The following is a 19,831-nucleotide window of genomic DNA, read 5'->3' on the forward strand; positions in this document are numbered from 1 at the left end:
GCGAAGGCGGCCGCACCGTCGGCGCCGGCGTCGTCTCCAAGATCATCGAGTAATCTCGGCTTGATCTGACTGAGCCGGCGTACTCCGCCGGCTCAGTTCTTTCCCTGCTCTTTGATTCGCTCTTTAGGAACAATCATGCAAAACCAGAAAATCCGTATCCGCCTCAAGGCTTTCGACTACCGCCTGATCGACCAGTCCGCTCAGGAAATCGTCGAGACCGCCAAGCGGACCGGCGCCGTGGTGCGTGGCCCTGTGCCCCTGCCTACCCGCAAGCAGCGTTTTGACATCCTGCGTTCCCCGCACGTCAACAAGACGTCCCGCGACCAGTTCGAAATCCGGACCCATCAACGCCTGATGGACATCATCGACCCGACCGACAAGACGGTCGATGCGCTGATGAAGCTGGATCTGCCGGCTGGCGTCGACGTGGAAATCAAGCTGCAGTAACAAGAGTTTGCGCTGGCGGATTAATTGCAGTTATAATCCGCAGCTTTTCGGCGGGCGTTTCCTTCGGGATTCGCCCGGTTTGACTTGAATGCTCGCCGGCCAACCGTAGCCGGCGTCAGGAGAAAAACCATGAGTCTAGGCCTTGTCGGGCGCAAGGTCGGCATGACTCGCATCTTTGCCGATGATGGTGCAACCATCCCGGTGACGGTGCTTGATGTGTCGAACAATCGCGTCTCCCAGATCAAGACCCCTGAAACCGACGGCTATGCCGCGGTCCAGGTGACTTTCGGCCAGCGCCGCGCTTCGCGCGTGGTCAAGCCCCTTGCCGGCCACCTGGCCAAGGCTGGGGTTGAGGCTGGTCACGTCCTCAAGGAGTTCGCTGTAACTCCCGCGGACCTCGCCAATCTGAAGCCCGGCGACCAAATCGCCGTGACCCTCTTTGCCGCTGGGCAGCTGGTCGATGTGACCGGTACCACCCAGGGTAAGGGTTTTCAAGGCGCGATCAAGCGTCACAACTTCAGCTCCAACCGCGCATCCCACGGTAACTCCGTGACCACCCGTGCCCCCGGCTCCATCGGTATGGCCCAGGACCCCGGTCGCGTATTCCCGGGCAAGCGGATGGCCGGCCATCTGGGCGCCGTTCAGCGCACCATGCAGAACCTCGAAGTGGTTCGCGTGGATGCCGAGCGCCAGCTGCTGCTGGTCAAGGGCGCTGTGCCGGGCTCCAAGGGTTCGGACGTGATCGTTCGGCCTGCGGTCAAGGCTGGCTCCTAAGCGAGGGCGACAATGGAACTGAAAGTCATCAACGATAAGGGTCAAGAGGCAAGCCGTCTGCAGGCCTCCGACATCCTGTTCGGTCGCGAATACAACGAAGCGCTGATTCACCAGCTGGTCGTGGCCTACCAGGCCAACGCCCGCTCCGGCAATCGCGCCCAGAAGGATCGCGCCAACGTCAAGCACACCACCCGCAAGCCCTGGAAGCAGAAGGGTACCGGTCGCGCTCGCGCCGGTATGTCCTCCAGCCCGCTGTGGCGCGGGGGCGGTAAGATTTTCCCGAACTCCCCGGAAGAAAACTTCAGCCAGAAGGTCAACAAGAAGATGTTCCGCGCCGGTATGGCCGCGATCTTCTCCCAGTTGGCCCGCGAAGATCGTCTGGCCGTGGTGGACGACATTGCTGTCGACGCCCCCAAGACCAAGCTCTTCGTCGAAAAGCTGAAGAACCTCGGTCTGGAGTCCGTGCTGGTGATCACCGATAACCTGGATGAGAATCTCTTCCTGGCTTCGCGCAACCTGTTCAACGTGCTCGTGCTCGAGCCGCAGGAAGCCGATCCGGTGTCCCTGGTGCGTTTCCCCAAGGTCCTGCTCACCAAGAGCGCCGTGGCCAAGTTTGAGGAGATGTGGGGATGAATCAGGAACGTCTGATGCAAGTGCTGCTGGCGCCCCAGATCTCTGAGAAGGCGACCTATGTGGCCGACAAGAACGAGCAGGTGATCTTCCGCGTGGCTTCTGACGCCACCAAGCCGGAGATCAAAGCTGCCGTCGAACTGCTCTTCAAGGTGCAGGTCGAGTCCGTGCAAGTTGCGAACGTCAAAGGCAAGCTCAAGCGCACCCGCCACGGGCTGGGTCGTCGCAAGGGCTGGAAGAAAGCCTTCGTTTGCCTGAAGCCGGGCCAGGAAATCAATTTCGTGGCCGGGGAGTAAGTCATGGCACTGATGAAAGTCAAACCCACGTCCGCCGGTCGCCGCGCGGTCGTCAAGGTGGTGAGCCCCGAGCTGTACAAGGGCCGCCCCGTTGCCTCTCTGCTCGAAAAGCAGGTTCGCGGTTCGGGTCGTAACAACAACGGTCACGTCACCGTTCGCCATAAAGGTGGCGGTCACAAGCAGCAGTACCGCGTGATCGACTTCAAGCGCAACAAGGACGGTATTCCCGCCAAGGTTGAGCGTCTGGAGTACGACCCCAACCGTTCCGCCCACATCGCGCTGCTGTGCTACGCCGACGGCGAGCGCCGCTACATCGTGGCCCCCAAGGGTCTGGTGGTCGGCCAGCAGCTGCTGAGCGGTTCCGAGGCTCCGATCAAGGTTGGTAACACCCTGCCCATCCGCAACATCCCCGTGGGTTCCACCATTCACTGCGTAGAAATGCTGCCCGGCAAGGGTGCCCAGCTGGCTCGCGCCGCCGGTACCTCCGTGCAACTGCTTGCCCGTGAAGGCTCCTACGCCCAGCTGCGCCTGCGCTCCGGTGAAATCCGCCGCGTGCACATCGAGTGCCGCGCCACCATCGGCGAAGTGGGCAACGAGGAAAACAACCTGCGCAAGCTGGGTAAAGCTGGTGCCACCCGCTGGCGTGGTGTCCGTCCGACGGTTCGCGGCGTTGCCATGAACCCGGTGGACCACCCGCACGGTGGCGGCGAAGGCCGCACCGGCGAGGGTCGTGTTCCCGTCAGCCCCTGGGGTACCCCGGCCAAGGGTTACCGCACCCGCAGCAACAAGCGCACGACTTCCATGATCGTGCAGCGTCGTCACAAACGCTAAGAGGTAAAGAATGGCACGTTCTCTCAAGAAAGGCCCGTTCGTCGACGCGCACCTCTGGAAGAAGGTAGAGTCGGCTCGCACGGGTAACGACAAGCGGCCGATCAAGACCTGGTCCCGCCGCTCGACCATCCTGCCCGACTTCATCGGCCTGACCATTGCCGTCCACAACGGCCGGCAACACATCCCGGTGTTCGTCACCGAGAACATGGTTGGTCACAAGCTGGGCGAGTTCGCGCTGACCCGTACCTTCAAGGGTCACACCGCGGGCAAGAAAGCCAAGCGTTAAGGAGTGGATATGGAAACTCGTGCTGTATTGCGCGGCGTCCGCCTCTCGGCCCAGAAGGGTCGCCTCGTGGCTGACCTGATCCGCGGCAAGCGGGTCGACCAGGCGCTCAACGTCCTGGCTTTCTGCCCGAAGAAGGGCGCGGAAATCATGAAGAAGGTCCTCGAATCGGCCATTGCCAATGCTGAGCACAATGATGGTGCCGACATTGACGAGCTGAAGGTGAAGACCGTGTACGTCGAGCAGGCTGCAACGCTCAAGCGCTGGACGGCTCGTGCGAAGGGTCGTGGCAACCGGATTCTCAAGCCGACTTGCCACATTTTCCTGACCGTCGGCAACTGAGGATAGGCTATGGGACAGAAGATTCATCCGACCGGCTTCCGCCTCGCGGTGACCCGCGACTGGTCCTCCCGCTGGTACGCGAATAACCAGAATTTCGCGTCCATGCTGAACGAGGATGCGGAAGTCCGTGAGTATCTGAAAAAGAAGCTTGCCCACGCGTCCGTTGGCCGCGTTGTGATCGAGCGCCCCGCCAAGAACGCCCGTGTGACCGTTTATTCCGCCCGTCCGGGCGTGGTCATCGGCAAGAAGGGCGAGGAGATCGATCAGCTCCGTTCGGGCCTGCAGGGCATTCTCGGTGTGCCGGTGCACGTTTCCATCGAAGAAATCCGCAAGCCGGAAATCGATGCGAAGCTGATCGCCGACTCCATCGCTCAGCAGTTGGAAAAGCGCATCATGTTCCGCCGCGCCATGAAGCGCGCGATGCAGAACGCCATGCGCCTGGGCGCCCAGGGCATCAAGATCATGAGCTCCGGCCGCCTCAACGGTGCTGAAATCGCTCGTACCGAGTGGTATCGCGAAGGTCGTGTGCCCCTGCACACCCTGCGCGCCGACATCGACTACGGTACTTCCGAAGCCCACACCACCTACGGCGTGATCGGTATCAAGGTTTGGGTGTACAAGGGTGAAAACATGGGCCGCAACGAGCAGCCCGCCGCTTCCCCCGAAGGCGAAGAGAAGCGCCCTGCCCGGCGCGGTCGCCCCGGTGACGGCGAAGGCAAGCCCCGTTCCCGTCCGGCCAAGGCCGAGGGTGAGGGTGACGCCAAGGCTCCGGCCAAGCGTGTCAGAAAGGCAGGTGCGTAAATGCTGCAACCCGCACGTCGCAAGTACCGCAAGGAACACAAGGGCCGCAATACCGGCCTGGCGACTCGTGGCGCCAAGGTGTCCTTCGGTGAATTCGGCCTGAAGGCCATCGGTCGCGGTCGTCTGACCGCCCGTCAGATCGAAGCTGCTCGTCGTGCCATGACCCGGCACATCAAGCGCGGCGGCCGCATCTGGATCCGCGTGTTCCCGGACAAGCCCATCTCCAAGAAGCCTGCCGAAGTCCGTATGGGTAACGGTAAGGGTAACCCGGAGTACTGGGTGGCCGAGATCCAGCCGGGCAAGGTCCTCTATGAAATGGATGGCGTCAGCGTCGAGCTGGCCCGCGAAGCCTTCAAGCTCGCCGCGGCCAAGCTCCCCATCGCGACGACCTTCGTGACCCGTCAGTTGGGATAATCATGAAAGCCAATGAACTCAAAGCGAAAAGCGTTGAGGAACTGAACAAGGAGCTCGTCGAGCTCCTCAAGGCTCAGTTCTCCCTTCGTATGCAGAAGGCGACGCAGCAGCTGGCGAACACCAGTCAGATCGGCAAGGTTCGTCGCGACATCGCCCGTGTCCGTACCATTCTTCGTGAAAAGGCGGTGCAGCAATGACCGAGACCACCAGCAGCATTAAGCGGACGCTGATCGGCCGCGTGGTGAGCGACAAGATGGACAAGACGGTCACCGTCCTGGTCGAGCGTCGTGTGAACCACCCGAAGTACGGCAAGGTGATCCAGCTGTCCAAGAAGTACCACGCGCACAACGAGAACAACGAGGCGCAAGCCGGCGATCTGGTCCAGATCGAGGAGTGCCGTCCGCTGTCCCGTACCAAAGCCTGGCGTGTGACCAAGCTGCTTGAAAAGGCAGTTGTGGCCTAACGCTTGCGCGTATCTAGAAGTCCTGCTATATTCGACTTCTTTTCTGCGGTGCCCGGTCTTCCGGGCACCGTTGCATTTGCCTCGACCCCGAGGGGATCGCAAGTCTGGGTGTCTATCTGGCGCCTGCCCCGAAGGGATCTTCCCCATATACGGGATCCAAGACTGACCGCGGTCTTCGCGGGATAAGTTGGAGTTAATCAATGATTCAGATGCAGACGATTCTGGATGTCGCCGACAACACCGGTGCGCGTTCGGTCATGTGTATCAAGGTGTTGGGTGGATCCAAGCGCCGGTATGCCGGCATTGGTGACATCATCAAGGTCAGCATCAAGGATGCTGCTCCCCGTGGTCGTGTGAAAAAGGGTGACGTCTATAACGCCGTCGTCGTTCGCACTGCCAAGGGCGTGCGTCGTCCGGACGGCTCCCTTGTCAAGTTCGACGGCAATGCCGCCGTGCTCCTCAATAACAAGCTGGAGCCCATCGGCACCCGCATCTTCGGACCGGTCACTCGCGAACTGCGTAGCGAGCGGTTCATGAAGATCGTGTCCCTGGCGCCCGAAGTGCTCTAAGGAGGCGCCATGGAAAAGATTCGCAAGGGTGACGAAGTCATCGTTCTGACCGGCAAGGACAAGGGCAAGCGTGGCGCCGTTCTGCGTCGCCTCGACGCCGACCACGTGGTGGTTGAGGGCGTGAATCGTGCCAAGAAGCACGTTCGTCCGAACCCGATCCGCGGCGAAGTCGGTGGCATTGTCGAAAAGGACATGCCCATCCACATTTCCAACGTCGCGCTCTTCAACCCGAAGACCAGCAAGGGTGGCCGTGTCGGCATCAAGAAGCTGGAAGACGGCCGCATGGTGCGCGTGTTCAAGGCGACCGGCGAGGTCGTGGACGCTTAAGGAACAGACATGGCGCGTTTGGCTGATTTTTACAAGACGACCGTCGTTTCCGAGCTGACCAAGCAGTTCGGTTACAAGTCCGTCATGGAAGTGCCCCGCATCACCAAGATCACCCTGAACATGGGTGTGGGTGAGGCTGTGGCCGATAAGAAGGTTCTGGACAACGCCGTTGGCGACATGGTCAAGATCGCCGGTCAGAAGCCGGTGGTGACCAAGGCCCGCACGTCCATCGCTGGCTTCAAGATTCGCGACGGCTACCCCCTGGGTTGCATGGTGACCCTGCGCGGTCCCCGCATGTTCGAGTTCCTGGATCGTCTGGTGACCGTGGCTCTGCCCCGCGTCCGCGACTTCCGTGGTATCTCCGGCAAGGGCTTCGACGGCCGTGGCAACTACAACATGGGTGTGAAAGAGCAGATCATTTTCCCCGAGATCGAGTACGACAAGATCGACGCGCTCCGCGGGATGAACATCAGCATCACCACCACGGCGAAGACCGATGAGGAAGCCCGCGCGCTCCTCGCGGCCTTCAAGTTCCCGTTCAAGAATTGAGGCGATTATGGCGAAGAAAGCCCTGATCAACCGCGAAGACAAGCGTCGCACCCTCGTTGCCAAGTTCGCCAAGAAGCGTGAAGCGCTCCAGGCGATCATCGACAACGCGACCCTGAGCGATGCCGAGCGTTTCGAAGCCCGACTGAAGCTTCAGGCGCTGCCCCGCAACACGAGCCCGGTGCGTCTGGTGAATCGTTGCCAGATGACTGGTCGTCCCCGTGGCGTGTTCCGCAAGTTCGGTCTGTGCCGCAACAAGATCCGTGAGATTGCCTTCAAGGGGGAAATCCCGGGCATGACCAAGGCCAGCTGGTAAGCAGGAGGATTTGTAAATGGCAATGAGCGATCCGATCGCGGACATGCTGACCCGCATCCGCAACGCCCAGATGGCAGAGAAGGCCGAAGTTGAAATGCCTTCCTCCAAGCTGAAAGTGGCGATTGCACAAGTGCTGAAGGACGAAGGCTATATCGACAATTTCGCCGTGCGCGGCGAAGCCGAGAAGCCCGTGCTGCAGATTGGCCTGAAGTACTACGCCGGCCGCCCGGTGATTGAGCGCATCGAGCGCGTCTCCCGCCCCGGTCTGCGCGTCTACAAGGGCTCCCAGGACATTCCCCGCGTCCTGAGCGGCCTGGGCGTGGCCATCGTGTCCACCCCCAAGGGTGTCATGACCGACCGCAAGGCGCGGGCTGCCAAGGTTGGCGGCGAAGTGCTATGCGTCGTGGCGTAAGGAGTCAACATGTCCCGCGTTGGTAAGAATCCGATTACGCTGCCCCAAGGTGTTGAAGTCACCCTGGCCGGCCAGGACGTGACCGTGAAGGGGCCCCTGGGCTCCCTGAAGATTGCGGTCAACCCCGCCGTGCGTGTTGAACAAGAAGGCGGCCAGCTGCTGGTGAAGCCGAACGAAGGCGCCATCAATGCCGGCGCCCTCTCCGGCACCACCCGCGCCCTGGTGAACAACATGGTGACCGGCGTCTCCAAGGGGTTTGAGCGCAAGCTGACCCTGGTGGGCGTGGGCTACCGTGCCCAGGCTCAGGGCGAGACCCTGAACCTCTCCCTGGGGTTCTCTCACCCGGTGGCGCACAAGATGCCGGCTGGCATCAAGGTCGAAACCCCGTCCCAGACGGAAATCGTGATCAAGGGCATCGACAAGCAGGTCGTCGGCCAGGTGGCGGCTGAAGTCCGCGCCTACCGCTCCCCCGAACCCTACAAGGGCAAGGGCGTGCGCTACGCCGACGAAGTGGTCGTGCTCAAGGAAACGAAGAAGAAGTAAGGGCTAATCATGATCGACAAGAAGCAGGCGCGACTGCGCAGGGCCCGCAAAACCCGGGCCAAGATTGCCGAGCTCAAAGCCGTGCGTCTGTCGGTGCATCGCACCAACAGTCACATCTACGCCCAGGTGATCTCCCCTTGCGGTTCCAAGGTTCTGGCCGCGGCTTCGAGCCTCGAGCCCGAAGTCCGCAAGGACCTCTCCCACGGCGGCAGCGTTCAGGCTGCCACCCTGATTGGCAAGCTGATCGCCGAGCGCGCGAAGAAGGCCGGTGTCGAAACCGTTTCCTTCGACCGTTCCGGCTTCAAGTACCACGGCCGCGTCAAGGCCCTGGCCGATGCTGCCCGTGAAAACGGCCTGCAGTTCTAAGGCCCGGTACGAGTAGAGGTTAAAAATGGCTAAACCGCAAAGCAAACGAGTTCAGCAGGCTGACGAGCGTGACGACGGTCTTCGCGAGAAGATGGTCTCCATCAATCGCGTCACCAAGGTCGTCAAGGGCGGTCGGATCATGGGCTTCGCTGCCCTGACCGTGGTCGGCGACGGCGATGGTGGTATCGGCATGGGCAAGGGCAAGTCCCGCGAAGTGCCCGTCGCCGTGCAGAAGGCGATGGAAGAAGCCCGCCGCAAGATGGCCAAGGTGTCTCTGAAGAGCGGCACCCTGCACCACCCGGTCGTCGGCGAGCACGGCGCCTCCAAGGTGCTGATGATGCCCGCTCCCGAAGGTACCGGCATCATCGCCGGCGGCGCCATGCGTGCCGTCTTCGAAGTGATGGGCGTGACCAACATCGTGGCCAAGGCCCACGGCTCCACCAACCCTTACAACATTGTCCGCGCGACGATCAACGGCCTGCTCTCCATGAGCACCCCGTCCGAGATCGCCGCCAAGCGTGGCAAATCCGTTGAAGAGATTCTGGGGTAAGTCATGGCTGACAACAAAATCAAGGTCACGCTCATCAAGAGCCTGATCGGCACCAAGCAGTCGCACCGCGCCACCGTGCGCGGCCTCGGCCTGCGTCGCATCAACCACACGGTTGAAGTGATCGATACCCCGGCCAACCGCGGCATGATCAACAAGGTCGCGTACCTGCTGAAGTACGAGGGTTGATATGGAACTGAATACCATCAAGCCCGCCGTCGGCGCCAAGCATGCTCCCAAGCGTGTCGGCCGCGGTATCGGCTCCGGCCTGGGCAAGACCGCGACTCGCGGTCACAAGGGTCAGAAGTCCCGTGCCGGTGGCTTCCACAAGGTTGGCTTCGAAGGCGGTCAGATGCCGCTGCAGCGTCGCCTGCCCAAGCGTGGCTTCAAGTCCCTGACCAACGCACGCAACGTGGAAATCCGCTTGTCCGACCTTCAGGCTCTGCCGGTTGACGAAATCGACCTGCTGACCTTGAAGCAGTCCGGCCTCGTGGACATCCACGCCCTGTCCGTCAAGGTGATTCTCTCCGGCGCGCTGTCCCGCAAGGTCGTGCTGAAGGGTATCGGCGCCACCAAGGGTGCCAAGGCGGCCATCGAAGCTGCCGGCGGCAGCATTGCCGAGTAACTCGTTACTCGTTTTTATAGGAAAGTCGGACGGTGGCTTCGAACAATCCGCTCATCAAGCAAGGTGGTAAGTTTGCCGATTTGAAGCGGCGGCTGTGGTTCTTGCTCGGCGCGCTGGTGGTCTACCGGATCGGGGCGCACATCCCCGTTCCGGGCATCGACCCCAACGCGCTGTCCGATCTTTTCCGCTCGCAGCAGGGCGGCATCCTGGGCATGTTCAACATGTTCTCCGGGGGCGCCCTGTCGCGCTTTACGATTTTTGCACTGGGGATCATGCCGTACATCTCGGCATCGATCATCATGCAACTGATGAGCGTCGCCAGCCCGCAGCTCGAAGCCCTAAAGAAGGAAGGCGAGGCCGGTCGGCGTAAGATCACCCAGTACACCCGCTACGGCACCGTGCTGCTTGCCCTGTTCCAGGGCCTGGGCATTGCCGTGGCCCTTGAGGCGCAGCCCGGTCTGGTCATCGACCCAGGCTTCATGTTCCGCCTCACTGCCGTGACCACCCTGGTCACCGGTACCATGTTCCTGATGTGGCTCGGCGAGCAGATTACCGAGCGCGGTCTGGGTAACGGCATCTCGATCATCATTTTTGCCGGTATCGCCGCCGGCCTGCCGAATTCGATCGGCGGCCTGCTCGAACTGGTGCGCACCGGTGCCATGCATCCGATCACCGCGATCTTCATCGTGCTGCTGGTCGGTGCCGTGACCGCCTTCGTGGTGTTCGTCGAACGCGGCCAGCGCAAGATCCTGGTGAATTACGCCAAGCGCCAAGTTGGCAACAAGATCTACGGTGGCCAGAGCTCCCACCTGCCGCTCAAGCTCAACATGGCTGGTGTGATTCCGCCGATCTTCGCCTCGTCGATCATCCTCTTCCCGGCCACCGTGGCTGGCTGGTTCGGTTCCGGTGACAAGGCGCGCTGGCTCAAGGATGTGGCCGCTACCCTGAGCCCTGGCCAGCCGCTGTACGTCATGTTGTATGCGGCCGCCATCGTGTTCTTCTGTTTCTTCTACACGGCCCTGGTCTTCAACTCCAAGGAGACCGCCGACAACCTGAAGAAGAGCGGCGCCTTCGTCCCCGGCATTCGCCCCGGTGACCATACCGCCCGCTACATCGACAAGATCCTGATGCGGTTGACCCTGATTGGGGCTGCTTACATCACCCTGGTGTGCCTGCTGCCCGAGTTCCTGATCCTGAAGTGGAACGTGCCGTTCTACTTCGGCGGCACCTCGCTGCTGATCATCGTGGTGGTGACCATGGACTTTATGTCCCAGGTTCAGGCCTTCATCATGTCTCATCAGTATGAGAGTCTGCTCAAGAAGGCTAACTTCAAAGGCGGTCTGGCTGCGAAATAACTGAACAAAAATGGCCAAGGAAGACGTTATCGAAATGCAGGGCGAGGTAGTTGAGAACCTCCCCAACGCAACATTTCGGGTGAAGCTGGAAAACGGGCACATGGTACTCGGTTTCATTTCGGGAAAGATGCGTATGCACTACATCCGCATCCTTCCCGGCGACAAGGTGACGGTTCAGCTCACACCGTACGACTTGTCCAAGGCTCGGATCGTCTTCCGGACCAAATGAGTTGGGAGCGCAAGCTCCCATTGGTAAAGAATCTCTACGCGGTAACTTAGGTGGCAAGCGACTGGCTGCGTCGCAAGTCATCGACGATTAGGAGTTGATCATGAAAGTGCTGGCTTCGGTTAAGCGTATCTGCCGTAACTGCAAAATCATCCGTCGCCACGGCGTGGTTCGGGTGATCTGCAGCGATCCTCGGCATAAGCAGCGCCAGGGCTGATCGCATTTGCGTTGATACGCAAGGCGATTGTGAAATATAATCAGTAGTTTCGCTTTCTAGGGTGAATCCATGGCCCGTATTGCAGGGGTTAACATTCCGGCCCATAAGCATGCTGAGATCGCGCTGACCGCGATTTTTGGCATTGGCCGTACCCGCGCGCAGCAAATCTGCGACGCGGCTGGCGTCAACCGTTCTTCCAAGGTTAAGGATCTGTCCGAGGCCGAGATGGAGCGGCTGCGTGACGAGGTGGGCAAGTTCTCGGTTGAGGGTGATCTCCGCCGTGAAGTGACCATGAGCATCAAGCGCCTGATGGACTTGGGCTGCTACCGTGGCGTGCGCCACCGCCGTGGCCTGCCGTGCCGCGGTCAGCGGACCCGTACCAACGCTCGGACCCGCAAGGGCCCGCGTAAGCCCATCGCTGGCAAGAAATAAGTAGGGACGAATCATGGCCAAAACTGCCGCCAAAGTTCGCAAAAAAGTCAAAAAGAACGTTGCTGAGGGCATCGCCCACATCCACGCCTCTTTCAACAACACCATCATCACCATCACCGACCGCCAGGGCAACGCTCTGTCCTGGGCGACCGCTGGTGGTGCCGGCTTCAAGGGCTCCCGTAAGAGCACCCCGTTCGCTGCCCAGGTCGCTGCCGATGCGGCTGGCCGCGTCGCGGTCGAGTGCGGCGTGAAGAACCTGGAAGTGCGCATCAAGGGCCCCGGCCCTGGCCGCGAATCTTCTGTCCGTGCGCTCAACGCGCTGGGCATGAAGATCACCGCGATCACCGATGTGACTCCGGTTCCGCATAACGGCTGCCGTCCGCCGAAAAAGCGCCGCATCTAACAGGAGTTTGCCGTGGCAAGAAATCTTGATCCGAAGTGCCGTCAGTGCCGCCGCGAAGGTGAAAAGCTTTTCCTCAAGGGCGAAAAGTGCTTCACCGACAAGTGCGCCATCGAGCGTCGTTCCTACGCGCCCGGTCAGCACGGCCAGAAGTCTGGTGCCCGTCTGTCCGACTACGGCGTGCACCTGCGTGAAAAGCAGAAGATCCGCCGCATCTACGGCGTCCTGGAAGGCCAGTTCCGCCGCACCTTCGCGAGCGCCGCTGCTAAAAAGGGCCAGACCGGCGAAAACCTGCTGCAACTGCTCGAATCCCGTCTCGACAACGTGGCCTACCGCATGGGCTTCGGTGCTTCCCGCTCCGAGTCTCGCCAGGTGGTGCGTCACAACGGCGTGCTGGTGAACGGCAAGCGCGTGAACATTCCCTCCTTCATCGTTCGTCCGGGCGACGTCGTGGAACTGGCTGAAAAGACCAAGGGCCACCTGCGCGTCAAGGCTGCGATGGCGGCTGCCGAATCCCGCGGCTTCCCCGAGTGGCTCGAAGTGGACGTCAAGGCTGGCAAGGGCACCTTCAAGGCTCGCCCGCAGCGCAGCGAACTGCCCTCCACCATCAACGAGAGCCTCGTCATCGAACTCTACTCGAAGTAATCCGAGTAGGTTCGACGAGCAGCCAAAGGACAGCCAATGCAAAGCAGTGGACTTCTGAAACCGCGCATCATCGATGTGCAGAACCTCTCGCCGGTCCAGGCGCGGGTGGTCATGGAGCCGTTTGAACGCGGCTACGGCCACACCCTTGGTAACGCGCTGCGCCGCATCCTGCTGTCGTCCATGCCCGGCTATGCTCCCACCGAGGTGAGCATCGACGGCGTGCTGCACGAGTACTCCACCATTGACGGTGTGCAGGAGGATGTCGTGGACATCCTCCTCAACCTCAAGGGTGTGGTGTTCAAGCTGCACCGTGGCGAAGAGGCGGTCCTCACCCTGAAGAAAGAGGGTGAGGGTGTGGTGCGCGCCCGTGATATCGAGATTTCCCACGATGTGGAAATCATCAACCCGGATCACGTGGTCGCCCATATCTCCGCCGGCGGCAAGCTCAACCTGCAGATGAAGGTGCAAAAGGGCCGCGGCTATGTCCCCGGTACCATGCGCCAGTCCCCGGACGGTTCGAAGAGCATCGGCAACCTGGTGCTCGACGCTTCCTTCAGCCCGGTGCGCCGCGTCGCCTACAGCGTCGAGAGCGCCCGTGTGGAACAGCGTACCGACCTGGACAAGCTGGTGATCGACATCGAGACCAACGGTGCCATCGATCCGGAAGAAGCGATCCGCAACGCGGCCCGCATTCTGGTCGAGCAACTGTCGGTGTTCGCTGATCTGGAAGGCACCCCCGCCCCGGTGGAAGCCGCCAAGCCGATGCAGGTGGACCCCATCCTGCTGCGCCCGGTGGACGACCTGGAGCTGACCGTCCGGTCCGCCAACTGCCTCAAGGCCGAGAACATCTACTACATCGGTGATCTCATCCAGCGTACCGAGAACGAGCTGCTCAAGACCCCGAATCTGGGTCGCAAGTCGCTCAACGAGATCAAAGAAGTGCTGGCCGCCCGCGGCCTCACCCTGGGCATGAAGCTCGAGAACTGGCCTCCGGCCGGCCTCGAGAAGGTCTGACCCAGCGCATCGATAAAGGAACTCAACCATGCGTCACCGTAACGGTCTTCGCAAACTGAACCGTACCAGCGCGCACCGCCAGGCGCTGCTGCGCAACCTGACCAACGCCCTGCTGCGTCACGAAGCCATCCGCACCACCCTGCCGAAGGCCAAGGAACTGCGCCGGGTGGTCGAGCCGATCATCACCCTGGGCAAGACCCCGAGCCTGTCCAATCGCCGCCTGGCCTTCAACCGCCTGCGCGACCGCGAGATGGTGGTGAAGGTCTTCGACGAACTGGGCCCCCGCTTCCAGACCCGCCCCGGCGGCTACCTGCGCATCCTGAAGTGCGGCTTCCGCCCCGGCGACAATGCGCCGATGGCCTACGTCGAACTGCTGGACCGCCCCGAAGGCGGCGAAGCCGTGGAAGGCGAAGTGGTCGAGCAGGCCTAAGCCTTCTCTGCCCACAAGCATCAAGAAAAAAGCCAGGCGTTCTGCCTGGCTTTTTTCTTTGCCATTCTGCCTGTTGCACGGCCGCTGCTTACCGCATCGGCGCTCGCAAGCCGCCACGGCGGGTTTCCCCGCCATGGCGGCCCGGCCGTGCCTCAATGCTGAAGGATCTTTGAGAGGAACTGCTGGGCCCGCTCCGAGCGCGGTGTGCCGAAGAACTCCTCCTTGCCGGCATCTTCGACGATCCGTCCCTGGTCCATGAAGATCACCCGGTTTGCCACTTTGCGAGCAAAGCCCATCTCGTGGGTCACGCACATCATGGTCATCCCTTCCTGGGCCAGCTCGACCATGACGTCGAGCACCTCGTTGATCATCTCCGGGTCGAGGGCCGAGGTCGGTTCGTCGAACAACATGCAGATCGGGTCCATGGCCAGGGCCCGGGCGATGGCCACGCGCTGCTGCTGACCGCCGGAGAGCTGGCCGGGATTCTTTTCGGCATGGGCCTTGAGGCCGACCCGTTCGAGAAACTTGAGGCCCTTGGCGCGGGCCTCGTCCTTGGAGCGGCCCAGGACCTTGACCTGGGCGATGGTCAGGTTCTCGGTGATGGTCATGTGCGGGAACAGTTCGAAGTGCTGGAAGACCATCCCCACGTGGGCGCGCAGCTTGGGCAGGTTGGTCTTGGGATCGGCGATGGAGGTGCCGTTGACCACGATGTCGCCCTGCTGGAACGGCTCCAGCCCATTGACGCACTTGATCAGGGTGGACTTGCCCGAGCCGGAGGGGCCGCACACCACCACCACCTCGCCCTTGCGGATCTCGGTCGAACAATCGGTCAGCACCTGGAACTGGCCGTACCACTTGGAAACGTTGCGGATGGAGATCATTGACCGATCCTCTTGTGGAAGCGTTTGACGAATTGGGAAAGGCTGAAGCAGAGCACGAAGTAGACGGCCCCGGCGAACAGCAGCAGCTCGACGATGCGCCCGTCCCGGTCGCCGATCTTCTGGGCGGTGCCGAAGAAGTCGGCCAGACCGATGACGTACACCAGGGAGGTGTCCTGGAACAGGATGATCGCCTGGGTGAGCAGCAGGGGCACCATGTTGCGGAAAGCCTGGGGCAGCACGATCAGCCGCATCGTCTGGCCCGGGGTTAAGCCCAGGGCCAGGCCGGCATTGACCTGCCCCTTGGACACGCTCTGGATGCCGGCGCGGATGATCTCCGAATAGTAGGCTGCCTCGAACAGGGTGAAGGCCACCAGGGCCGAGACGAAGCGGATGTCGGACAGCCCCTCGCCGAAAATGCTCTTCAGCAGCTGCGGCACGATCAGGTAGAACCACAGGATCACCATCACCAGGGGCACCGAGCGGAACAGGTTTACGTAGCCGGCGGCGAGAAAGGCCACCGTCCGGTTGGACGACAGCCGCGCCACGGCCAGTACCGTGCCCCAGAGGATGCCGATGACGATGGCGGTGAGGGTGATCTCCAGGGTCACCGCCATGCCTTTGGCGAGCAGGGGCAGGGCACCGGGGATCGAACTCCAGTCGAAGTCGTAGTTCATTTGCCACCTCCGATGAAGCCCGGCACTTGGACGTTCTTTTCCAGGCGGCGCATCAGGAACATCACCGTGACGTTGATCAGCATGTACAGCAGGGTGACGGCGATGAACGCCTCATAGGGCTGGGCCGTGTAGTCCACCAGCTGCTGGGCCTGGCGCGACAGTTCGATCAGGCCGATGGTGGTGGCCACCGCCGAGTTCTTGAAGATGTTGAGGAACTCGGAGGTGAGGGGCGGGATGACGATGCGGAAGGCCATCGGCAGGATCACGTAGCGGTAGGTCTGGGGCAGGGTGAAGCCCAGGGCCAGGCCGGCGTTCTGCTGCCCCCTGGGCAGGGAGAGGATGCCGGCGCGCACCTGCTCGGCCACCCGGGCCGAGGTGAACAGCCCCAGGCACAGCACCGCCGCCAGGAACTGCTGGGACAGCGGATTCATCTGCTTGAAGGCGTCGCCCCAGCCGAAGGGCAGCAATTCGGGCGCGACGAAGTACCAGACGAACAATTGCACCAGCAGGGGCACGTTGCGGAACAGTTCAACGTGGCAGGTGGCGAGGAAGGACAGGGGCTTGCTCGGCACGGTGCGCAGCACGCCGATCAGCCCGCCGACCAGGAGGGCGATGACCCAGGCCGAGAGGGAGAGGGTGACGGTCCATTGCAGGCCCACCCCCAGCCAGCCCAGGTAGGTGGTCTCGCCGGACGGCACCGTCTGCAGGAAGACCGGCCAGTTCCAGTTGTAACTCATGGGAATCGACTTTCAGGGGATTGAAAGAAAAACGGAAGGGCGCAGGCCCTTCCGTCTCCATGCGCCGTGGTGACGCGCCTCGCGCTTATTCGAAGGGCTTGTCGTTGGGCGCCTTGTAGAGCGCCTTCATGGCGTCGGACAGGGGGAAATTCAGGTTCAGCCCCTTGGGCGGGATCGGGTTGAGGAACCACTTGGCGTAGATCTTCTCCGCCTCGCCCGAGGTCATGGCCTTGGTCAGGGCTGCGTCCACCAGCTTCTTGAACTGAGGGTCGTCCTTGCGCAGCATGCAGCCGTAGGCTTCAAAAGACTGGGGCGTACCCACCACCACCCAGTCGGCCGGGCGCTTGGCCTTGGCCATTTCGCCGTAGAGCAGGGCGTCGTCCATCATGAAGCCGACGGCGCGGCCGGTTTCCAGGGTGAGGAAGGCCTCGCCGTGGTCCTTGGCGCTGATGATGTTCATCTTCATCTGCTTCTCTTCGTTCATCTTGCGCAGCAGACGCTCGGAGGTGGTGCCGGCGGTGGTCACCACGTTCTTGCCGGCCAGGTCGGGGAAGTCCTTGATGCCCGAAGTGTTCTTGGTCATCAGCCGGGTGCCGATGATGAAGATGGTGGTCGAGAAGGACACCTGCTTGGCCCGCTCGCTGTTGTTGGTGGTGGAGCCGCATTCGATGTCCACCGTGCCGTTCTGCACCAGGGTGATGCGGTTGGCCGAGGTCACCGGCATCATCTTGACCTGCAGGTTGGGGGCCTTCAGCTCGGCCTTGACCGCGTCCACCGCCTTCAGCATCAGTTCCTGGGAGTAGCCGATCACCTGCTGCTTGTCGTCGTAGTAGGAGAAGGGGATGGACGATTCCCGGTGCCCCAGGGTGATGGCGTTGGTTTCCTTGATCTTCTTCAGGGTCGGGCCCAGGTCCTGGGGGGCCGCCACGGCCGTGGCCGAAACCGCCAGGGCGGACAGGCCGAATGCGAGGGCGAGGGACGTTGCGATCTTGTTCATCTGGGTTTCCTCTCGTTATTGAATGTTCTTCGACAAATGAGCGGGCAAGGGGCAAAAAGTTGCAGAACCTTCTGCCCTCTCGCCCCGAAACGCGGGCCGGTGCTGCCTGCCATTCTTCCATGATGGCCCAAGGATGCGGCGATTCCAGGAATTCCGGCGATTCTAACCAGTTACGGCGCGCCCGTCGTACCGCGCCGCACCAAACGACGGGCGCTCAGGCGAGGGCCATGGCGCCGTCGGCCTGGCTGCCTTCCTCACGCTGCTGCAAGGCCCACAGCTGGGCGTAGGCCCCGTCGGCGGCGAGCAACTGGGCGTGACTGCCCCGCTCGACGATACGTCCCCCGTCGAGCACCAGGATTTCGTCGGCGTCCATCACGGTGGACAGGCGGTGGGCGATCACCAGGGTGGTGTGGCCCCGGGCCGCGGCGCGCAGGCTTTCGCCGATGGCCTGCTCGGTCTTGCTGTCCAGGGCCGAGGTGGCCTCGTCGAAAATCAGGATGCGCGGCTGCTTCAGCAGCGCTCGGGCAATGGCCACCCGCTGCTTTTCGCCGCCGGAAAGCTTGAGGCCCCGCTCCCCCACCCGGGTTTCGTACTTGTCCGGCAGGCTCTCGATGAACTCATGCAGCTGGGCGGTGCGCGCTGCGGCGACGATCTCCTCCCGGCTGGCCTCGGGCCGGCCGTAGCGCAGGTTGTAGAGCAGGGTGTCGTTGAACAGCACCGTGTCCTGGGGGACGATGCCGATGGCGCCGCGCAGGCTTTCCTGGCGGAAGTCGCGAATGTCCAGGCCGTTGACCCGTACGGCGCCGCCGGTCACATCGTAGAAGCGGAACAGCAGGCGCGACAGGGTGCTCTTGCCGGCGCCGGAATGGCCCACCACCGCTACCTTGTGGCCGGCCGGCACGGTGAACGACACCCCGTGCAGGATCGGCCGCTTGGCGTCGTAGTGGAAGTGCACGTTCTCGAAGCGCACCTCCAGGGGGCCGCTGGGCAGCTCCCGGGCGTCGGGGCGGTCGGCGATCTCCCGGTTCTCGCCGAGCAGCTTGAACATGCGCTCGATGTCGGTCAGGGCGGTGCGGATCTCCCGGTAAACGATGCCGAGGAAGTTGAGCGGCATGTACAGCTGGATCAGGAAGGCATTAACCAGCACTAGGTCGCCCACGGTCATGCGCCCCTCGGCCACGCCGTTGGCGGCGCGCCACATCATGGCGGTCACCCCCAGGGCGATGATCGCCTGCTGGCCCAGGTTGAGGGCCGACAGGGATAGCTGGCTCTTCACCGCAGCGCCCTCCCACTTTTGCAGGGCGCTGTCGTAACGGCTGGCCTCGTACTGCTCGTTGTTGAAGTACTTCACCGTCTCGAAGTTGAGCAGGCTGTCGATGGCCTTGCTGTTGGCGGCCGAGTCCGACTCGTTCACCGCCCGGCGGATGGCGATGCGCCGGTTGGACACCACCACGGTGAACACGATGTAGGCGGCCAGCGACACCAGGGTGATGAGCACGAACCCCACGTCGTATTTGACGAACAGGATGCTCATCACCAGGGCTAGCTCCACCAGGGTGGGCAGGATGCTGTAGAGCAGGTAGCTGATCAGGCTGCCGATGGAGCGGGTGCCCCGCTCGATGTCCCGGGACACGCCGCCGGTCTCCCGCTCCAGGTGGAAGCGCAGCGACAGGGAGTGCAGGTGGCTGAACACCTGCAAGGCGATGGAACGCACCATGCGCTGAGTCACCCGGGTGAACAGCATCTCGCGCAGTTCGGTGAACAGGGCGGTGGAAAAGCGCAGCAGGCCGTACAGCAGCAACAGCAGCACCGGCAGGGCCAGGGCCTGCTGGGGGCCGGACAGGTCGTCGATCATGTGCTTGAAGATGATCGGCGTGCCGACGTTGGCGAACTTGGCGGCGATCAGGCAGGCCATGGCCAGGGCCACCCGGCCCCGGTACTGCCAGACGTAGGGCAGCAGGGTGCGCAGGGTGGCGAGCACGTGCAATTCGGGGGCGGGGCCGGCGGGAGCCGGGTGGGCGGAATGGGAGCGGCGCATGGGGCGATAGGGCTGGAACGGCGGAAAGGGCGGCCGGCACGGGCAAGCTTAAGCAGGCGGCGGACGGCGCAGACGGGCGGTGCCCGGGGAGGGGCGTCAAGCGCAGTATGCCCCGCCCGCCCCGCTTTCGTCTCGCTGCGGCAAGGGCGGCCAACCGAGGGCGGGATGAGGGCAGGGCGGGGGGGCGCGGAGGCACCACACAAGTCCGCGCCAGTTCTCGCTCTTGGCGATGCCCTGCTGAAACTCCGCGCCT

At 62.4% G+C, this 19,831-nt stretch carries 34 protein-coding genes; 29 read left to right on the top strand and 5 right to left on the bottom strand.

What is annotated here, in order from left to right; translation table 11 throughout:
• Positions 1-135 precede the first annotated feature (135 nt).
• The 29 genes from rpsJ (at position 136) to rplQ (ending at position 14,251) form a co-directional block, all read left to right on the top strand.
• On the top strand, positions 136-447 hold the full coding sequence (rpsJ, locus tag LWW89_RS16370) for a 30S ribosomal protein S10 (protein ID WP_054621719.1): 312 nt from the start codon (positions 136-138) through the stop codon (positions 445-447).
• A 129-nt stretch (positions 448-576) separates the two neighbouring features.
• Positions 577-1,221 (top strand): 50S ribosomal protein L3, encoded by a 645-nt coding sequence (gene rplC / locus LWW89_RS16375; protein WP_293266101.1) that lies wholly within the window; start codon positions 577-579, stop codon positions 1,219-1,221.
• A gap of 12 nt (positions 1,222-1,233) precedes the next feature.
• Positions 1,234-1,854: a 50S ribosomal protein L4 gene (rplD, locus tag LWW89_RS16380; RefSeq protein ID WP_054621717.1), complete on the top strand. Its 621-nt coding sequence runs from the start codon at positions 1,234-1,236 to the stop codon at positions 1,852-1,854.
• The gene (gene rplW / locus LWW89_RS16385; protein ID WP_293266104.1) at positions 1,851-2,147 is read left to right on the top strand and encodes a 50S ribosomal protein L23; all 297 of its coding nucleotides are present in this window, start codon (positions 1,851-1,853) and stop codon (positions 2,145-2,147) included. The genes rplD and rplW overlap by 4 nt, the downstream gene beginning before the upstream one ends.
• Before the next feature lie 3 nt (positions 2,148-2,150).
• Complete coding sequence (gene rplB, locus LWW89_RS16390; RefSeq protein ID WP_293266106.1) at positions 2,151-2,978, top strand: 50S ribosomal protein L2; 828 nt, start codon at positions 2,151-2,153, stop codon at positions 2,976-2,978.
• A gap of 10 nt (positions 2,979-2,988) precedes the next feature.
• On the top strand, positions 2,989-3,264 hold the full coding sequence (gene rpsS, locus LWW89_RS16395) for a 30S ribosomal protein S19 (RefSeq protein WP_293266108.1): 276 nt from the start codon (positions 2,989-2,991) through the stop codon (positions 3,262-3,264).
• A gap of 9 nt (positions 3,265-3,273) precedes the next feature.
• A complete protein-coding gene (gene rplV / locus LWW89_RS16400; RefSeq protein WP_054621714.1) occupies positions 3,274-3,603 on the top strand; it encodes a 50S ribosomal protein L22 in 330 nt (109 codons plus the stop codon).
• 9 nt (positions 3,604-3,612) lie between these two features.
• Positions 3,613-4,404 carry a 30S ribosomal protein S3 gene (gene rpsC, locus LWW89_RS16405; protein WP_293266110.1) on the top strand — a complete coding sequence of 264 codons (792 nt, stop codon included), beginning with the start codon at positions 3,613-3,615 and terminating at the stop codon, positions 4,402-4,404.
• A complete protein-coding gene (gene rplP / locus LWW89_RS16410) occupies positions 4,405-4,818 on the top strand; it encodes a 50S ribosomal protein L16 (protein ID WP_054621712.1) in 414 nt (137 codons plus the stop codon). It abuts the gene before it with no gap.
• 2 nt (positions 4,819-4,820) lie between these two features.
• Positions 4,821-5,015, top strand: a complete 195-nt coding sequence (gene rpmC, locus LWW89_RS16415; protein WP_054621711.1) for a 50S ribosomal protein L29 — start codon at positions 4,821-4,823, stop codon at positions 5,013-5,015.
• Positions 5,012-5,281 (top strand): 30S ribosomal protein S17, encoded by a 270-nt coding sequence (rpsQ, locus tag LWW89_RS16420; protein ID WP_293266114.1) that lies wholly within the window; start codon positions 5,012-5,014, stop codon positions 5,279-5,281. The genes rpmC and rpsQ overlap by 4 nt, the downstream gene beginning before the upstream one ends.
• Before the next feature lie 200 nt (positions 5,282-5,481).
• On the top strand, positions 5,482-5,850 hold the full coding sequence (gene rplN, locus LWW89_RS16425) for a 50S ribosomal protein L14 (protein ID WP_293266116.1): 369 nt from the start codon (positions 5,482-5,484) through the stop codon (positions 5,848-5,850).
• Between the two features lie 9 nt (positions 5,851-5,859).
• Positions 5,860-6,177 carry a 50S ribosomal protein L24 gene (gene rplX, locus LWW89_RS16430; protein ID WP_293266118.1) on the top strand — a complete coding sequence of 106 codons (318 nt, stop codon included), beginning with the start codon at positions 5,860-5,862 and terminating at the stop codon, positions 6,175-6,177.
• Positions 6,178-6,186: 9 nt separating this feature from the next.
• Complete coding sequence (gene rplE / locus LWW89_RS16435) at positions 6,187-6,726, top strand: 50S ribosomal protein L5 (RefSeq protein WP_293266120.1); 540 nt, start codon at positions 6,187-6,189, stop codon at positions 6,724-6,726.
• Positions 6,727-6,733: 7 nt separating this feature from the next.
• Complete coding sequence (gene rpsN, locus LWW89_RS16440; RefSeq protein ID WP_293266122.1) at positions 6,734-7,039, top strand: 30S ribosomal protein S14; 306 nt, start codon at positions 6,734-6,736, stop codon at positions 7,037-7,039.
• A gap of 16 nt (positions 7,040-7,055) precedes the next feature.
• The gene (gene rpsH / locus LWW89_RS16445; protein WP_293266124.1) at positions 7,056-7,451 is read left to right on the top strand and encodes a 30S ribosomal protein S8; all 396 of its coding nucleotides are present in this window, start codon (positions 7,056-7,058) and stop codon (positions 7,449-7,451) included.
• Between the two features lie 9 nt (positions 7,452-7,460).
• Positions 7,461-7,994 carry a 50S ribosomal protein L6 gene (gene rplF, locus LWW89_RS16450; protein WP_293266126.1) on the top strand — a complete coding sequence of 178 codons (534 nt, stop codon included), beginning with the start codon at positions 7,461-7,463 and terminating at the stop codon, positions 7,992-7,994.
• A 12-nt stretch (positions 7,995-8,006) separates the two neighbouring features.
• Positions 8,007-8,360, top strand: a complete 354-nt coding sequence (gene rplR / locus LWW89_RS16455) for a 50S ribosomal protein L18 (protein ID WP_293266209.1) — start codon at positions 8,007-8,009, stop codon at positions 8,358-8,360.
• Between the two features lie 25 nt (positions 8,361-8,385).
• A complete protein-coding gene (gene rpsE, locus LWW89_RS16460; protein WP_293266128.1) occupies positions 8,386-8,910 on the top strand; it encodes a 30S ribosomal protein S5 in 525 nt (174 codons plus the stop codon).
• A 3-nt stretch (positions 8,911-8,913) separates the two neighbouring features.
• On the top strand, positions 8,914-9,096 hold the full coding sequence (gene rpmD, locus LWW89_RS16465; protein ID WP_293266130.1) for a 50S ribosomal protein L30: 183 nt from the start codon (positions 8,914-8,916) through the stop codon (positions 9,094-9,096).
• Position 9,097: 1 nt separating this feature from the next.
• Entirely contained in the window at positions 9,098-9,532 is a 435-nt protein-coding gene (rplO, locus tag LWW89_RS16470; protein ID WP_293266132.1) for a 50S ribosomal protein L15, read from the top strand.
• A 32-nt stretch (positions 9,533-9,564) separates the two neighbouring features.
• Complete coding sequence (gene secY / locus LWW89_RS16475) at positions 9,565-10,887, top strand: preprotein translocase subunit SecY (RefSeq protein WP_293266134.1); 1,323 nt, start codon at positions 9,565-9,567, stop codon at positions 10,885-10,887.
• A gap of 10 nt (positions 10,888-10,897) precedes the next feature.
• On the top strand, positions 10,898-11,116 hold the full coding sequence (infA, locus tag LWW89_RS16480) for a translation initiation factor IF-1 (protein WP_293266136.1): 219 nt from the start codon (positions 10,898-10,900) through the stop codon (positions 11,114-11,116).
• 100 nt (positions 11,117-11,216) lie between these two features.
• Complete coding sequence (gene rpmJ, locus LWW89_RS16485; RefSeq protein ID WP_082397123.1) at positions 11,217-11,330, top strand: 50S ribosomal protein L36; 114 nt, start codon at positions 11,217-11,219, stop codon at positions 11,328-11,330.
• Between the two features lie 69 nt (positions 11,331-11,399).
• A complete protein-coding gene (gene rpsM / locus LWW89_RS16490) occupies positions 11,400-11,762 on the top strand; it encodes a 30S ribosomal protein S13 (RefSeq protein WP_293266141.1) in 363 nt (120 codons plus the stop codon).
• 13 nt (positions 11,763-11,775) lie between these two features.
• Positions 11,776-12,165 (top strand): 30S ribosomal protein S11, encoded by a 390-nt coding sequence (rpsK, locus tag LWW89_RS16495; protein WP_054621696.1) that lies wholly within the window; start codon positions 11,776-11,778, stop codon positions 12,163-12,165.
• 12 nt (positions 12,166-12,177) lie between these two features.
• Positions 12,178-12,807, top strand: coding sequence for a 30S ribosomal protein S4 (gene rpsD / locus LWW89_RS16500; RefSeq protein ID WP_293266145.1), 630 nt, complete (start codon positions 12,178-12,180; stop codon positions 12,805-12,807).
• A gap of 36 nt (positions 12,808-12,843) precedes the next feature.
• A complete protein-coding gene (gene rpoA / locus LWW89_RS16505) occupies positions 12,844-13,821 on the top strand; it encodes a DNA-directed RNA polymerase subunit alpha (protein WP_293266147.1) in 978 nt (325 codons plus the stop codon).
• Positions 13,822-13,849: 28 nt separating this feature from the next.
• Positions 13,850-14,251 carry a 50S ribosomal protein L17 gene (rplQ, locus tag LWW89_RS16510; protein WP_293266149.1) on the top strand — a complete coding sequence of 134 codons (402 nt, stop codon included), beginning with the start codon at positions 13,850-13,852 and terminating at the stop codon, positions 14,249-14,251.
• A gap of 152 nt (positions 14,252-14,403) precedes the next feature.
• Here rplQ and LWW89_RS16515 read toward each other — a convergent pair whose 3' ends face one another.
• The 5 genes from LWW89_RS16515 to LWW89_RS16535 form a co-directional block, all read right to left on the bottom strand.
• Entirely contained in the window at positions 14,404-15,132 is a 729-nt protein-coding gene (locus tag LWW89_RS16515) for an amino acid ABC transporter ATP-binding protein (RefSeq protein WP_293266151.1), read from the bottom strand.
• Positions 15,129-15,806, bottom strand: a complete 678-nt coding sequence (gene gltK / locus LWW89_RS16520) for a glutamate/aspartate ABC transporter permease GltK (RefSeq protein WP_293266153.1) — start codon at positions 15,804-15,806, stop codon at positions 15,129-15,131. The genes LWW89_RS16515 and gltK overlap by 4 nt, the downstream gene beginning before the upstream one ends.
• Positions 15,803-16,543 (bottom strand): amino acid ABC transporter permease, encoded by a 741-nt coding sequence (locus LWW89_RS16525; RefSeq protein ID WP_293266155.1) that lies wholly within the window; start codon positions 16,541-16,543, stop codon positions 15,803-15,805. The genes gltK and LWW89_RS16525 overlap by 4 nt, the downstream gene beginning before the upstream one ends.
• Before the next feature lie 85 nt (positions 16,544-16,628).
• Complete coding sequence (locus LWW89_RS16530; RefSeq protein WP_293266157.1) at positions 16,629-17,540, bottom strand: glutamate/aspartate ABC transporter substrate-binding protein; 912 nt, start codon at positions 17,538-17,540, stop codon at positions 16,629-16,631.
• 214 nt (positions 17,541-17,754) lie between these two features.
• On the bottom strand, positions 17,755-19,578 hold the full coding sequence (locus LWW89_RS16535) for an ABC transporter ATP-binding protein/permease (RefSeq protein ID WP_293266159.1): 1,824 nt from the start codon (positions 19,576-19,578) through the stop codon (positions 17,755-17,757).
• Positions 19,579-19,831: the final 253 nt, after the last annotated feature.

Origin of the sequence: Oryzomicrobium sp., assembly GCF_021287045.1 — a bacterium.
In the GTDB taxonomy this organism is placed as follows: Bacteria; Pseudomonadota; Gammaproteobacteria; order Burkholderiales; family Rhodocyclaceae; genus Oryzomicrobium.

Bases quoted from the DNA above. Each gene is read 5' to 3' on its own strand.
- rpsJ (WP_054621719.1), top strand. From the start codon at position 136: ATGCAAAACCAGAAAATCCGTATCCGCCTCAAGGCTTTCGACTACCGC.
- rplC (WP_293266101.1), top strand. From the start codon at position 577: ATGAGTCTAGGCCTTGTCGGGCGCAAGGTCGGCATGACTCGCATCTTT.
- rplD (WP_054621717.1), top strand. From the start codon at position 1,234: ATGGAACTGAAAGTCATCAACGATAAGGGTCAAGAGGCAAGCCGTCTG.
- rplW (WP_293266104.1), top strand. From the start codon at position 1,851: ATGAATCAGGAACGTCTGATGCAAGTGCTGCTGGCGCCCCAGATCTCT.
- rplB (WP_293266106.1), top strand. From the start codon at position 2,151: ATGGCACTGATGAAAGTCAAACCCACGTCCGCCGGTCGCCGCGCGGTC.
- rpsS (WP_293266108.1), top strand. From the start codon at position 2,989: ATGGCACGTTCTCTCAAGAAAGGCCCGTTCGTCGACGCGCACCTCTGG.
- rplV (WP_054621714.1), top strand. From the start codon at position 3,274: ATGGAAACTCGTGCTGTATTGCGCGGCGTCCGCCTCTCGGCCCAGAAG.
- rpsC (WP_293266110.1), top strand. From the start codon at position 3,613: ATGGGACAGAAGATTCATCCGACCGGCTTCCGCCTCGCGGTGACCCGC.
- rplP (WP_054621712.1), top strand. From the start codon at position 4,405: ATGCTGCAACCCGCACGTCGCAAGTACCGCAAGGAACACAAGGGCCGC.
- rpmC (WP_054621711.1), top strand. From the start codon at position 4,821: ATGAAAGCCAATGAACTCAAAGCGAAAAGCGTTGAGGAACTGAACAAG.
- rpsQ (WP_293266114.1), top strand. From the start codon at position 5,012: ATGACCGAGACCACCAGCAGCATTAAGCGGACGCTGATCGGCCGCGTG.
- rplN (WP_293266116.1), top strand. From the start codon at position 5,482: ATGATTCAGATGCAGACGATTCTGGATGTCGCCGACAACACCGGTGCG.
- rplX (WP_293266118.1), top strand. From the start codon at position 5,860: ATGGAAAAGATTCGCAAGGGTGACGAAGTCATCGTTCTGACCGGCAAG.
- rplE (WP_293266120.1), top strand. From the start codon at position 6,187: ATGGCGCGTTTGGCTGATTTTTACAAGACGACCGTCGTTTCCGAGCTG.
- rpsN (WP_293266122.1), top strand. From the start codon at position 6,734: ATGGCGAAGAAAGCCCTGATCAACCGCGAAGACAAGCGTCGCACCCTC.
- rpsH (WP_293266124.1), top strand. From the start codon at position 7,056: ATGGCAATGAGCGATCCGATCGCGGACATGCTGACCCGCATCCGCAAC.
- rplF (WP_293266126.1), top strand. From the start codon at position 7,461: ATGTCCCGCGTTGGTAAGAATCCGATTACGCTGCCCCAAGGTGTTGAA.
- rpsE (WP_293266128.1), top strand. From the start codon at position 8,386: ATGGCTAAACCGCAAAGCAAACGAGTTCAGCAGGCTGACGAGCGTGAC.
- rpmD (WP_293266130.1), top strand. From the start codon at position 8,914: ATGGCTGACAACAAAATCAAGGTCACGCTCATCAAGAGCCTGATCGGC.
- rplO (WP_293266132.1), top strand. From the start codon at position 9,098: ATGGAACTGAATACCATCAAGCCCGCCGTCGGCGCCAAGCATGCTCCC.
- infA (WP_293266136.1), top strand. From the start codon at position 10,898: ATGGCCAAGGAAGACGTTATCGAAATGCAGGGCGAGGTAGTTGAGAAC.
- rpmJ (WP_082397123.1), top strand. From the start codon at position 11,217: ATGAAAGTGCTGGCTTCGGTTAAGCGTATCTGCCGTAACTGCAAAATC.
- rpsM (WP_293266141.1), top strand. From the start codon at position 11,400: ATGGCCCGTATTGCAGGGGTTAACATTCCGGCCCATAAGCATGCTGAG.
- rpsK (WP_054621696.1), top strand. From the start codon at position 11,776: ATGGCCAAAACTGCCGCCAAAGTTCGCAAAAAAGTCAAAAAGAACGTT.
- rpoA (WP_293266147.1), top strand. From the start codon at position 12,844: ATGCAAAGCAGTGGACTTCTGAAACCGCGCATCATCGATGTGCAGAAC.
- rplQ (WP_293266149.1), top strand. From the start codon at position 13,850: ATGCGTCACCGTAACGGTCTTCGCAAACTGAACCGTACCAGCGCGCAC.
- LWW89_RS16515 (WP_293266151.1), bottom strand. From the start codon at position 15,132: ATGATCTCCATCCGCAACGTTTCCAAGTGGTACGGCCAGTTCCAGGTG.
- gltK (WP_293266153.1), bottom strand. From the start codon at position 15,806: ATGAACTACGACTTCGACTGGAGTTCGATCCCCGGTGCCCTGCCCCTG.
- LWW89_RS16525 (WP_293266155.1), bottom strand. From the start codon at position 16,543: ATGAGTTACAACTGGAACTGGCCGGTCTTCCTGCAGACGGTGCCGTCC.
- LWW89_RS16530 (WP_293266157.1), bottom strand. From the start codon at position 17,540: ATGAACAAGATCGCAACGTCCCTCGCCCTCGCATTCGGCCTGTCCGCC.
- LWW89_RS16535 (WP_293266159.1), bottom strand. From the start codon at position 19,578: ATGCGCCGCTCCCATTCCGCCCACCCGGCTCCCGCCGGCCCCGCCCCC.